This is a genomic window from Streptomyces sp. NPDC002520, assembly GCF_053595235.1.
In genome coordinates, this window is the sequence record NZ_JBSFXG010000062.1 from 1 (window position 1) to 11,788 (window position 11,788).

Genomic DNA, 11,788 nt, shown 5'->3' on the forward strand with positions numbered 1-11,788 from the left:
CGGTGGACCGCTTCACATCGAGCACAGCGGTGTATGTGACACTGGTCGGCACGTGAGGCCCCTCGGTCGGATCTTTCTGTCGCAAGATCGTTCCTGCCAGGGGCCTTACGCCTGCCCGGACTTGGGGATACCGCGCGACGAGCCTCGCGTTCACAGACGGTGGCCGACGGTTACTGGGAACAGCTCAGTAGTCGTCGATGTCGTCGAAAACACTTCGGTGGTAAGTAGTGGCAGGATTCGGTTTAGTCTCAGGAATGTGGTTGGCGGGCGGGATATTGGGTTGCGGCTTGCGCTCTTGTTCTTCGTCGGCCTCTAATTTTTCATCTTCGATGAGTTCATCTATTTCTGCGAGTAGTCTGTTGAACTCTTCGGCTATTTCTGGCTGGTCCGCGAGTGAGTCGCGGTAAGTCTCCAGACTCTCTCGAAGTGGTGCGTAGTGCTCTTCTGGTGTTTGTTCTCTGTTTCCCCAGCGATTAAAACTCCAGTCCGATAGCAGGGTGGAAGTCGGCGAGAGTAGCTCGTTCCTAACTTCCTCCCCAATTGCCTCCCTCTCTTCTTCGGAAAGGATGACATTCCAGTGTGGTGTATCTACCCAGCCCGAATCCGGGACCGAGACGGCGTACTCGGTGAGGTTCTGAATTATTTCTTCGTGCTGCTCTGTGCTGATGAGTTCCGCTTGGTGAAGACGTGCCAGTACCTCAGGCTTCCGGTCGGAGCCCAGGTAAATCCCGAAGTTCATCATGTCGGGGACGAAGTTGGGATCCGTCTCGGTGTAGTATTTTAGGAATGCGTCGGAGCATCGGGTGGTGAAGAAATTACACCAAAGGAAATCGTCCCAGTGGTCCTTTCGTCGCCTGGGCTCGAGCTCCTGGAGCCGCTTGGTAACGAAGGGGTAAAGGCTTGATGGGACTTTAACCAGGGTTCCACGCTGCTTGTCACTCCCGCAGTCGAGTTTGGTGAGCATTTCTTCTAGCTGCAACCCAGAGAGGAAGACGCCGAGGAGGTTGGGGTTTGCGGCCAAGAGTTCGGCGAACCCCTCTTGGAGGGTAGGGTGACGGAATGACCATCCTGTCGTGGTCTCATTTCCTGGAGAGGATGAGAATCGCAGGAAGGTTCCGGTAAGTGAATTAAGGGCACGGTCGATGCCTGCAGGGGAGCTGCCGAGGCGAACGATGACGTCCTGTTGAGCGGCGTCGAGGGCGAGCGGGGAAAGCGGGTCTTCGAACTTGAGCGGTGCAGTTCGGTGCCTGCACTGACTGTCTGTCACGGTCTGTGATCGGCAGGCTGGTTGCACCCTGAATGCAGGACGCCCGTGGTCCTGGTTGATCATTTCTGTTCTCTACGCAGAAGGATCACCGGGGAGCCACGGGCTTGGTCAACGATACGACGTTGCTGCTGGACCTGGACGGGGTGTCCGTCATCCGGGTCGAGCGGCTTGCGGACGGTACCCGCCGGGTCCATCTGGCCACGGCGGACACCTCGGCCAGGGCATGCCCGGCCTGCGGGGTCTTCGCGTCCCGGGTGAAGGGGGCGGCGACCACCCGGCCGCGGGATCTCCCGTACGGAGAGCACGGGTTGGAGTTCTTGTGGCACAAACGCCGCTGGTGGTGCCGGGAGGCGTCCTGTCCCCGGAAGTCGTTCACCGAGCAGATCCCCCAGATACCGGCGGGGGCCCGGCTGACCGAGCGGCTGCGGTGTGCGGCCGGACGCCGGGTCCGTGATGCCGGCTCCACCGTCGTGCAGGCGGCCCGCGACCTCAATCTGTCCTGGCCGGTGGTGATGGATGCCTTCCGCACCGCCGCCGCGGGGGTGACCGAGGCAGAGCTGCCCGAGGTCTCAGTGCTGGGCATCGACGAGACCCGGCGCGGCCGCACCCGCTGGGAGCAGGATCCCGACACCGGGAAGTGGCAGCTGACGCGGGACCGCTGGCACACCGGGTTCGTTGACGCGCTCGGCACCGGCGGGCTGCTCGGCCAGGTGGAGGGCCGCACCGTTGCCGACGTCCTGGCCTGGCTGTCCACCACGCCCCTGACCTGGAGACAGCACATCCGCTACGTCGCCATCGACATGTCAGCCACCTACCGGGCCGCCGTGCGCACCGGTCTCCCGGACGCCATCGTCGTCGTCGACCACTTCCACGTCGTCCAGCTCGCCAACAAGATGCTCTCCCTGGTACGGCGCCGCACCACCGCCCAGGTCCGCGGGCGGCGCGGACGCGCCACCGATCCGGAGTGGAAGGCCAGACGACGCCTGCTACGCAACCGGGAAGACCTCACCGACGAGCAGTTCGAACGGATGTGGAACCCCCTGCTCGACGAGGGGAAGATCGGACAGATCCTGCTGACCGCGTGGATCGCCAAGGAGAGCCTGCGTACCCTCCTCGCCCTGGCCCGCACCGGCGCCGACCGCCACCGCATCGGCCATGCCCGATGGAAGTTCCTGACCTGGTGCGCGGACTCCGACATCCCCGAAGTCCGCACCCTCGCCGCCACCGTCGACCGCTGGTGGCCCGAGATCGCCGCGTTCATCGACACCGGACACAGCAACGCCAAGAGCGAGGGCATCAACCGTGTGATCAAACTCGTCGCCCGCAACGCGTTCGGGTTCCGCAACGCTGACAGCCAGCGTCTACGGACACGCTGCGTCACGACACGACGGACCCGCGGACACCTCCGCACCGCTTAACTTCGAAGACCCGGGAAAGCAGGATCTCCCCTGCTTGGTAAGTCAGTGCGAGAGCAGCCCTCTCGTCTGGTCCGAGCTCCGTGTAGAGGTCGCGTAGGAACGCTGTTGGGCGACGCATGAAGTCGGTGATGCCGTGTTCGCTCAGTTTCAGGTGGCGGGTGAAAGCTTGCCTGCCTAGGCGTCGAGCTACTTCGGGGTGGAACGGGTTCTGAGCGGCCGCCTCTTCCAGGTGGGGTTTCATTTTGCCGCGTACTTCTGTGGGTTGGTCACCGAGGCTGATGTGGTTGTAGAGGATCTGGCGGCGTTCGTGCAGGGGCAGTTGGGCGACATCGACAACTACTTGCTGCTCGTGTAGCAGGGGGTAGGCGTATTCCTTCAGGTGCGGGCGTGCGTCGCGGTAGATGTAGTCGCGTGAGGTGAGGACGATCTTGGCTCCGCCGTGGACCGCGGTCATGACTTGGCACATGTGGCGAGACCAGTTATCGGTGAGCTGGGATTCGTGGCGGACGGCGCCGAAGGCATCGTCGATCCAGAAGAACTGGTTTGGCTCGTTGGGATTCCAGTGGCGTACGAGTTCGGCGGCGTCGTGGGCGTTGACGGTGAGGCAGCCCCAGGCGTCGAGGGCGGTCATGGCCAGGGTGGCGGCGATGACGGATTTGCCGACGGCAGGTTCACCGAGTAGGAGGACAAAGCCGTGTTGTTGGACAGCCTGTGCGGCACGGCGGTAGGTATCGGTGACGACGAAGGTGGCCAGCTCTTCTCGTAGGTAGGAGAGCAGGTATTGAGCTTGGGTGTAGGCGCGTTCGTCGAGGACTTGGGAGAGGTCGCCGAGTCCGTAGACGCGGGGGACGAAGGTCCGCAGGCGCTGGCGGGTGGCGATGGTGTCGCAGATCCATTGGCCGTCGAGGACCAGCGGGTACGCGACGCCGGCATCGAGCAGCCGTCGTCGGATGGTGGCTTCCGAGCTGCCGCTGACCCGCGCGTTGGTGAGCAGGACGTAGCTGCCGCACAGGCCCCGTTCCACCAGAGCCTGGACTTTGGCGAACTCGTCGTCGAGATCCGAGGGCGCGAGGGTGGTGTCGGCTTTCTTGGTGTGTTTGCACTGCAGGACGAATGGGCCGTCGGGGACGTCCTGGACGCCGATCGGGTCAGGTGGCTGTTGCCAGGTGCCGTAGAAGGCGCCGTCGCGTCCGCCGTCGTTGGAGTCGGCGAAGGTGTGCACGGACTGCGCCCACACTTCGCGGAGTACTGCTGCGCACAGGTCCTGGAATGCTCGCCAGCCCAGCGTGTGCAGGGCGAAGTCGGGGGAGCCCGGTGCTGCGACTGTGCCTTTGCGGGGGTGGTCGGTCACTGTGGCTGGTCCTCGGCGGGGCCGTTATGGGGGAAGCGGACGGGGCGTTTGAGGTTGTTGCCGTGGGTCCAGGGCAGGGCGCCGTCGTGCTGGAGGCGGCCGACGACGATGCCGGGGGCGATGCCGGCCTGGCGGGCGAAGGCTTTGATGTTGTCGAAGGGCATGGGTCTGCGGGCGAGGCGTCGGTATGCGGCGTTGTGCTCGGGCGGGATGAGGGTCTGGGCTGCGAAGGCGTCGGCTTCTTCTTCGCTGCGGTCGCCTTCGGGTGTGCGTTCGTCGGCGCGGTCGGTGTTGTCGAGGAAGGTCAGTCTCTTGCCGTGCAGGAGGGTGTGTCCGATCTCGTGGAAGACGGTGAACCAGAAGTGGTCGTCTTTTTTGAACCTGTCGCTCAGGGCGATTGCGACTTTGTCGGGGGTGAGCCAGCGGGTGACGCCGGAGACGCTGGTCAGGGGAGGGGCGGGGAGGAAGACGACGGCTACGCCGGCCTGGGCGCATAGATGGGTGATGCGGTTGGGCCAGGTTGCCGGGTCTTCCAGGGTGAGGGCGCGCAGGCTGGGCAGGAGGGCGGTGAGGGCAGCGCGGTCGAACGGCTGGCAGGGCAGGGCGCGGGCCTTGAGTTCTGCCTGGCGCAGCCATACCGCGGTGGCGTAGTCGTCGGTCTTCAAGACGGTGGAGCGGCGGAAGGCAGTGCGGTAGCTGCGCCAGAGGTCTTCGGCGATGCCTGGGTCGGCGACGCCGAAGAACGCCAGCAGACGCTGGAGGTTGTCCGCGCTCCTGTCCTTGGTCGGCAGGATGTTGCGCTTGACGAGCTCGGTCAGTGAGAAGTTGTCGAGCCAGTCGATGCGCTTGCTGAGCTGCTGGAGCTCCTGCTGGCGGGTGACGTGGGTACGCCAGGCGGCTTCCAGTTGGTTCCACATGGAGGCCGGGATGCCGGTCGCGCGCTCGAGGAGGAGCGCGGTCTCGGGGGTGAGGACCGCGGTGCCCTGGACGATGTGGTTGATGTGCTTGGTGGACAGGCCGGTACGCCGGGCGAGGTCGGCCTGCGGGATGCCGAGTGCTTCCAGCTGTTCTTTGAGGGTCTCGCCGGGTGGCTGGGCGGAGTCGGGCGCGTAGACGAAGGGCGGGGCGGGGGGCGGGGTCACGGGTGGTGCCTCTCTGAGGTCGGGGAGGCGGGGGTGGCGGGGGCGGTCATCGCGTGATGGCGATCGCGGTGACTATCAGGGCGCGTACGGAGTGTTCGTCGAGGGTGCCGTCGTGGTGAGTGGCGGGCGGGTCGTCGCGGGGGCGTACGACGAGGTGGCCGTGGTCTCCGAGCGAGACGATCCGGCTGACGCCGCTGTCGGTTGGGTCGGGCCGTAGCCGGGCGGCCGCGAGGTGATGCAGGTCGGCCAGGTGGTCGGCGGCGGCCATCTGGCCGAGGCGTCTGTGGAGCGTGACGGCGGCCTCCGGTCCGTAGCGCGTCCGGCGTGCCGCGTCGCTGTTGCAGACGCGGGCGAGCTCCGCGTCGTCGAAGGCGATGTCCACCGGCAGCCCCAGAGACCTCTTGCGTATACCTGTCGCTTCCATGCTACTCTCTCGATCAAGAAAAGTTTCATTGACCTGATAGGTACATAAAAATCTCCTCGCGATGGAGCGTTTTTGCAGGTCAGATCGGTTAGCTCCGGAAGGAGATACGTCATGCCGGGCAAGTCCAGCAAGGCGAGTGGGGCCAGCGGGAAGCGTGGTCGGAGTGCGGTCACGGGGCGGTTCGTGAAGCAGTCGACGGTGCGTAGGCACCCGTCGACGACGGTGAACGAGCGCGCGTCGCGCGGCTCGAAGAAGAGTAAGTAGGCGGGCTTCGAGCCCGCCTTTCGCATATCCCGGCCCGCTATGGAGGGCCGGGGAGAGGAGGTCGTCATGACGACTGCGGACATCCAGCAGCAGGAGACTGGCCGGAAGACGGTGACGGTCACGGTGGACGGCGAGCCGGTGGAGGTGCCGAAGCGTACGACGCCGAACGCGATCCTGGGCCTGGCGGGTATCGACGCGGGCACGCACTACCTGGTCCAGATCATCGGTCGGCACCAGCACTCGTTCGCCGGCCGCGGGGAGGAGGAGATCACCGTGCACGAGCGGGAGACGTTCGTGTCGGTCTCCACCGGCCCGACCCCGACCGCATGACCGCGGTGGTGCCGGAGGCGGGGCCCGCGGGGATGCTTGCGGGCCTGCGCCGCGCCGGCTACACGGTGGAGCAGACCGGCAACTTCGCCGTCTTCGACTACCTCGTCGAGGTCGGCCCGCAGGCCGGGACGACGGTACGCATCGGCCTGGAACTGGTACAGGACTGGCCGCTGTCAGCCCCGCACGGCCCGCACATCACCCCCCGACTGGGGCACCCCCACGGCGCCGTGCACACCTCTCCGCTGGGGCAGGAGTGGGAGCACTGGAGCCGGCCGCCCGCCGACTGGGCGCAGGACCGCACCGTCCGCGGCTATCTGCGGCACCTGCGCACCTTGTTCGCGCAGCTGGAGAACGGACCCTCCGCATGATCAGCCGCTTCTCGGTCGCGATGACCGGCGAGGTCGCCCAGCACCTGACCGGCCAGCTGCGCCGTGTGGACGGGCAGGAGGACTGCTGCTTCGTGCTGTGGCGGCCGAGCACCGGCGCCAGCCGTACCACTGCCCTGCTCACTGGGGTGGTGCTGCCGCAAGAGGGCGATCGGATCGCGCACGGCACGGTGGACTTCACCAGCGGCTACTTCCTGCGCGCCGTCGCCCTCGCGGCCGAGCACGGCCGTGGGCTCGGCTTCATCCACGCCCACCCCAAGGGCTGCGGGTGGCAGCGCCTGAACGGCATCGACCATGAGGCCGAGGCGTCCTTCGCCGCGCAGACCCAGGTGATCACCGGCCGTCCGCTGGTCGGGCTGACCTTCGCGGGCACCGATGCCGGCTTCGGCGCCCGCGTCTGGCAGCAGCAGGCTCCCCGCCGCTACGCCCCCACCGAGGCGGAGAGCGTCCGTGTGGTCGGCGGCCGCCTGACGGTCACCGTCAACGACCGTCTTCTCCCTGTGCCGACGGTGACGAACCGGCAGTTGCGCACCGTCTCCGCCTGGGGACAGACAACCCAGGACGATCTGGCCCGCCTGCACGTCGGTGTCGTCGGATGCGGCTCGGTCGGCATGCTCGTCGTCGAAGCCCTGGCCCGCACTGGTATCCAGCGCCTGAGCCTGTTCGACTTCGACACCGTTGAGGAGGTCAACCTCGACCGGCTCCATGACGCCACCATCCGTGACGTGCGCCTGCACCGGGCCAAGGCTCATCTCGCCGCCCGAACCGCCAGCCGCGCGGCCACCGCCACCAACTTTCGTACGGCACCGTACGAGCTGAGCGTGGTCGAACCTGCCGGGTTCGCCGCCGCAGCCGACTGCGACGTGATCTTCTCCTGCGTCGACCGGCCCTGGCCCCGCGCCGTCCTCAACCTCCTCGCCTATACCCACCTCATCCCCGTCGTCGACGGCGGCATCGCCGTCGACGCCCGCGGCGGACGCCTGCGCGGCGCCGAATGGCGCGCCCACATCGCCGCCCCCGGACGCGCCTGCCTGGAATGCCTGGGCCAGTACGAACCCGCCCACGTCAGCGCCGAACGCGACGGCTCCCTCGACGACCCCGCCTACATCATCGGCCTGCCCGGCGACCATCCGCTGCGCCGCAAGGAGAACGTCTTCGTCTTCTCCGCCAGCGCCGCGGCCGCACAGTTGAACCAGTTCATCACCATGACGACCGCGCCGGGCGGGATCGCCGATACCGGCGCTCACCTGTACCACCTGACCACCGGCACCCTTGAGCGCCACGAGGACGGCTGCGAGGTGGGCTGCCCCTACGACGGCATGCTGCGAGGGCTCGGCGACGACGCTCCCGTCACCGTCACGGGACGGCATCTGGCCGCCGAGCAAGCCCGCGCTGCACGTGGTCTTGCTGTACGCCGCTGGCCGCTTCGAGCTCGGCGCGCCGTCGATGATCTCCTGCTCCGCCTCTGATGATCCGGTGGGATACGGGATGCGAGACGGCCAGAGGTGTTCGCTCGGCCGGTCCGGCTCGCGGAACCGGGTGCCCGTGCGCAACCTGATTACGTTCCGCCAGGCTTCAAGTGCTACTGAAGGAGGCTTCGTTGGCGTGAGGCATAGACCGGTCAGGGCCTCTGGCTTGGCAGTGACAAACCCTGGTCCCAGCCGATAATCGTCATGCATCGGAGAGTATGGAGGGGTTGTGGGGGCGGGATGGACGGCTTTACTGGTGGCCGTGGTTGGTGTGGTTGGCACCTTGGGTGCCTCACTGTTGACACAGAGCCGTGCGGACCGCACCAAGCGGATGGAGATGCAGGCGGCTGCGGAGCAGCGACGCGAGGAGCGCGACCACGCAGAGGCCATGCTCGAGACGGAGCGGGCCCGACACCGTGCTGAGGAATCCATCGCATTGCGCAGGACGTGCTACATCACGCTCAACACGGCAGCCCGCCAGTACCTGACGGCACAGGTCGACTTCATGCACGCGCTGCGTAACGGGACAGCGATTGAGGCCGCGCTTGAACAGCTTGAGGCCCGCCGTACGACACTTCGGGAAAGCTACGCCGAGGCGCAGATGATCGTCCCCCTGCAAGTAATGGCAGGAGCCGGCGCAGCCAGCAGGCGTCTGAACGCCGGCTACGGACGGCTGAAGCAGGTCGCCGCGAGCACTCCTTACAACCAGGAAGACCTGGACACATTCGAAGCCGGCGTCGAACAGTCGTGGGCGCTCCTGTCCGAGATGCGGCAGCAGATGCGGTTCGACCTCGGGGTGGACACAGAGCCCGCGTCTGGCATTGGCCTTTGACGACCACACTGGCGCATCAGGCGCGCACCGGAGAAGAAGCGACTGCTGATGGGGCTCTACAAGGGCATGATCGAGGAGCAGGACGACCAGGGCTGGTGCTTCACCGATCAATACGTGTGCACCGGCTGTGTGAACGACGACGTCCTCGAAGCGGTGCTGAGCGTCGCCGAGAATGATGAGGACGCCTGCAGCTTTTGCGGACAGTCTCCGGCCGCTGGGCTCGATGTTCTGCTGGAGACGTTCGTCGCAGCCATCCACACCGAGTACCGATCCGCTGACGACGAGGGTGTCTCCTGGGACGGCAGAGAAGGCGGCTACCAGTGGACCATCCTGGATACGTGGGAGGTGGTCGAGGACTGTGGCGGCTCAGATGTCCTCGTGGGTGAAGGCCTTTTGGACGCCGTATGCGATGCCATCATCGACCAGCCGTGGGTGCCTGTCGACTTCATCGCCCCTCGCCGTGATGAGGCTCTTCGCGATGGGTGGGCCCGTTTTTGTGAGCAAGTGCAGTACCGCACCCGCTACGTTTTCTGGCTGCGGGAGATGGAGGAGGAGTGGCTGGGAGCCGGCGAGGTATCGGCCAGTCGCATTCTTGACCACGTGGGCGACCTCATCGACAGACTCGGTCTCGTCAAGGAACTGCCCGCCGGCACTCGCCTGTGGCGTGCGCTGACCCACGACGAGCCGCAGGTCGACTGGAAGGCGCGGCGCCTGGGCACAGCGCCACGTGAACACGCGCGGCAGGCCAACCGTATGAGCCCGGCAGGTATCCCCATGTTCTACGGGGCGATCGACGCCGAAACCGCGGTCCAGGAGACCTCACTACGCAGTGAGGAATCCTGGGCGACGGCCGCAGCCTTCGAGACGTCCGCTCCCTGTACCGTCGTCGACTTCACAGACCTGCCGCCCGTGCCCTCCCTGTACGACCTCGACCGAGCGGCGGACCGCCGCCCTCTCATCTTCCTGAGAGACTTCACCGCACAGCTGACCAAGTCCGCGCGTTCCGCCTACGAGCAGATCGACTACGTTCCAACCCAGGTGGTAACCGAGTACCTCCTGCACGTCTTCCGCCCCCAGACGCCGGTCTCCGGCCTGCTGTATACCTCCTCTTTGACCGGCGCGATGGCTGCCGTTCTCGATGTGCCAAACGAACGCTGCGTCGACTGCGGCACCGAAGCGCCTGGCCAAGGGGATAGCAGCCTGTCCCTCGTGCTCGACTCCGCCTCACGCCGTACGGTCCCTGTCCGCCGCGATTCCTGACTCTTCCGGCAACCATCCGATATCTCCGGAGGAACTGGCGTAGAGGGTCATCTCGATAGCCACGGCGGCAAATACTCCCCCCGTCGGCAACCAGCACAGAAAAGGAGTTGCTGGTGTTTTCCGTTGGTCCTTCGAAGCCCTTCGTAGAACGGTTGGGTGCCTTCATCGCTGATCCTCAGGCCGTCGTGGATCTGCGGCGGTACTTCGGTATCGGTCTGCCGCCCGACGCGGTGCCGTTCACCGGCAGCCGGTTCGAGCATCTGGCCGGTGGGGGAGACCGGCCGGGGATCGCCGATCGGATCACGGCGGAGGACCTGGTCGCGGTGCAGACCTTGTCGGTCACCGTTCCGGCGCCTGTTGCGCTGGACATTCTGGAGGGCCGCCTCGGCGTGCGACTGTCTGGCCTGCTGCAGGCCATTCCCAGGGACATCGACATGGCTGATGCTGATGCGTCGGTCCTGGCAGACGGCTCGCCGGCGGACCAGGCCTGGAGTCTGCTTTGTGACCAGTACGGGGTCAACTGGGTCATCGCTGGGAAGCTCCTGGCGCGTAAGCGTCCGCGGTTGCTCCCGGTCTATGACCGCGTCGTCCGCTGCGCCGTCGGCCGGCCGTCGTCCTTCTGGCTCGCCCTCCACACTGCGCTGCGTGAGGACGACGCGGCTTTGCACCGCCAGCTGCTCGAGCTGAGGCAGGCCGCAGGGTTGCCCGATACGGTGAGCGCGTTGCGGGTGTGCGATGTGGTGGTGTGGATGAACCACCGTGCTCTGGGCCACCCCTGCCCCTGAAGATGCCAACCCCCAGCGCGACCCGAGGGCACGTTCTGGCGTATGAGGGTGACGGACTTTACCAACTGTCGCCTGGGTGTGCGGGACGTTCGTGTGGAGTGGTCCGGGGACGTGGGGGAGGGGTGTGGACTCGGGGCCGGAGGGTGCCGCCGGCGGGGTGGTCTTGGCTCTGGGTCTGGAGAGGCGGCAAGCGGGTGGGTGGTCGGTTGGTGGTGGCGAGTTACGGGTGCAGGAGATCGTTCGCGGGGGCGGGCGGGTTTCCTACACGGTCGTCGACACGGACTGTTCCATCGTGGTGGAGGCGGACGGGTTCCTGCGTACCTGTGCGGCGGGTACGGACCGTACGTACGCGTATGTGCTGGTGGATCATCTGCGGTGGCTGCGGTTCGCGGGCCTGGACACAGGAGCAGTGTCGCTTGAGGATCTGCGGCACTACATGGCGGCCCTCGGGGCGGATTACCCGGGGCCGTTCGGGCTGCCGTGGCGGGAAGGGAAACGCCCGTACGGGCACAGCGCGTTGAAGACCGCGGCGGCCTGCCTGAAGGGCTTCTACCTCCGCCTGGGCACCCTCGGCGTGAACCCCGCACTGGCCGAGGCACTGCGCGTGACGCGGCTGCCGACGCGGGCGGATCGGCGGCGGGCGATGCTCGGGCACGTCCTGCACAGCATGCCTGCCAACCCTCTGGCTCCGGCGGAGCGGGTGCGCCGGCATCCGAAGATGCTGCCCGAAGGCGCCCGGGATCTGCTTCCTCCAAGCCGACGCCCCCGACGCCGGCCACGACCCCACCGTACTGCGCCGTGAGCACGCCGAGCGGTTCGTCGCCGACCAGCGCCACCGCGCCCGCCACGGCCTGCCGTCT

The 11,788-nt window shown here is 66.5% G+C and carries 12 protein-coding genes; 8 read left to right on the top strand and 4 right to left on the bottom strand.

Annotated features, from left to right (window positions below):
- Positions 1 to 184: 184 nt before the first annotated feature.
- A complete protein-coding gene (locus ACWD5D_RS42670) occupies positions 185 to 1,330 on the bottom strand; it encodes a hypothetical protein (protein ID WP_451378152.1) in 1,146 nt (381 codons plus the stop codon).
- A gap of 41 nt (positions 1,331 to 1,371) precedes the next feature.
- On the opposite strand from ACWD5D_RS42670, the gene ACWD5D_RS42675 reads away from it, so the two are divergent.
- The gene (locus tag ACWD5D_RS42675; RefSeq protein WP_451378153.1) at positions 1,372 to 2,685 is read left to right on the top strand and encodes an ISL3 family transposase; all 1,314 of its coding nucleotides are present in this window, start codon (positions 1,372 to 1,374) and stop codon (positions 2,683 to 2,685) included.
- On the opposite strand, the gene ACWD5D_RS42680 is transcribed toward ACWD5D_RS42675, so the two are convergent.
- Genes ACWD5D_RS42680 through ACWD5D_RS42690 form a run of 3 tightly spaced genes read right to left on the bottom strand, consistent with a single transcriptional unit; the run spans position 2,645 to position 5,602 of the window.
- The gene (locus ACWD5D_RS42680) at positions 2,645 to 4,036 is read right to left on the bottom strand and encodes an nSTAND3 domain-containing NTPase (RefSeq protein ID WP_451378154.1); all 1,392 of its coding nucleotides are present in this window, start codon (positions 4,034 to 4,036) and stop codon (positions 2,645 to 2,647) included. The two genes, ACWD5D_RS42675 and ACWD5D_RS42680, sit on opposite strands and share 41 nt — an antisense overlap.
- The gene (locus tag ACWD5D_RS42685; protein WP_451378155.1) at positions 4,033 to 5,178 is read right to left on the bottom strand and encodes a helix-turn-helix domain-containing protein; all 1,146 of its coding nucleotides are present in this window, start codon (positions 5,176 to 5,178) and stop codon (positions 4,033 to 4,035) included. Before ACWD5D_RS42685 ends, ACWD5D_RS42680 begins: the two co-directional genes overlap by 4 nt.
- 46 nt (positions 5,179 to 5,224) lie before the next feature.
- Positions 5,225 to 5,602, bottom strand: a complete 378-nt coding sequence (locus ACWD5D_RS42690) for a hypothetical protein (RefSeq protein ID WP_451378156.1) — start codon at positions 5,600 to 5,602, stop codon at positions 5,225 to 5,227.
- A gap of 330 nt (positions 5,603 to 5,932) precedes the next feature.
- Here ACWD5D_RS42690 and ACWD5D_RS42695 point away from each other — a divergent pair, with 330 nt between their 5' ends.
- From ACWD5D_RS42695 to ACWD5D_RS42725, 7 genes are all read left to right on the top strand, one after another.
- A complete protein-coding gene (locus ACWD5D_RS42695; protein WP_451378157.1) occupies positions 5,933 to 6,196 on the top strand; it encodes a hypothetical protein in 264 nt (87 codons plus the stop codon).
- Positions 6,193 to 6,564, top strand: a complete 372-nt coding sequence (locus ACWD5D_RS42700; RefSeq protein ID WP_451378158.1) for a hypothetical protein — start codon at positions 6,193 to 6,195, stop codon at positions 6,562 to 6,564. Before ACWD5D_RS42695 ends, ACWD5D_RS42700 begins: the two co-directional genes overlap by 4 nt.
- Positions 6,561 to 8,051, top strand: a complete 1,491-nt coding sequence (locus ACWD5D_RS42705) for a ThiF family adenylyltransferase (protein ID WP_451378159.1) — start codon at positions 6,561 to 6,563, stop codon at positions 8,049 to 8,051. Before ACWD5D_RS42700 ends, ACWD5D_RS42705 begins: the two co-directional genes overlap by 4 nt.
- 256 nt (positions 8,052 to 8,307) lie before the next feature.
- A complete protein-coding gene (locus ACWD5D_RS42710; RefSeq protein WP_451378160.1) occupies positions 8,308 to 8,883 on the top strand; it encodes a hypothetical protein in 576 nt (191 codons plus the stop codon).
- Positions 8,884 to 8,931: 48 nt separating this feature from the next.
- Entirely contained in the window at positions 8,932 to 10,143 is a 1,212-nt protein-coding gene (locus ACWD5D_RS42715) for a HEPN-associated N-terminal domain-containing protein (protein WP_451378161.1), read from the top strand.
- 113 nt (positions 10,144 to 10,256) lie between these two features.
- Positions 10,257 to 10,928 carry a DUF6308 family protein gene (locus ACWD5D_RS42720; protein ID WP_451378162.1) on the top strand — a complete coding sequence of 224 codons (672 nt, stop codon included), beginning with the start codon at positions 10,257 to 10,259 and terminating at the stop codon, positions 10,926 to 10,928.
- Positions 10,929 to 11,154: 226 nt separating this feature from the next.
- Entirely contained in the window at positions 11,155 to 11,730 is a 576-nt protein-coding gene (locus ACWD5D_RS42725) for a hypothetical protein (protein ID WP_451378163.1), read from the top strand.
- Positions 11,731 to 11,788 lie beyond the last annotated feature (58 nt).

Bases quoted from the DNA above. Each gene is read 5' to 3' on its own strand.
- ACWD5D_RS42690 (WP_451378156.1), bottom strand. From the start codon at position 5,602: ATGGAAGCGACAGGTATACGCAAGAGGTCTCTGGGGCTGCCGGTGGAC.
- ACWD5D_RS42705 (WP_451378159.1), top strand. From the start codon at position 6,561: ATGATCAGCCGCTTCTCGGTCGCGATGACCGGCGAGGTCGCCCAGCAC.
- ACWD5D_RS42715 (WP_451378161.1), top strand. From the start codon at position 8,932: ATGGGGCTCTACAAGGGCATGATCGAGGAGCAGGACGACCAGGGCTGG.
- ACWD5D_RS42670 (WP_451378152.1), bottom strand. From the start codon at position 1,330: ATGATCAACCAGGACCACGGGCGTCCTGCATTCAGGGTGCAACCAGCC.
- ACWD5D_RS42695 (WP_451378157.1), top strand. From the start codon at position 5,933: ATGACGACTGCGGACATCCAGCAGCAGGAGACTGGCCGGAAGACGGTG.
- ACWD5D_RS42700 (WP_451378158.1), top strand. From the start codon at position 6,193: ATGACCGCGGTGGTGCCGGAGGCGGGGCCCGCGGGGATGCTTGCGGGC.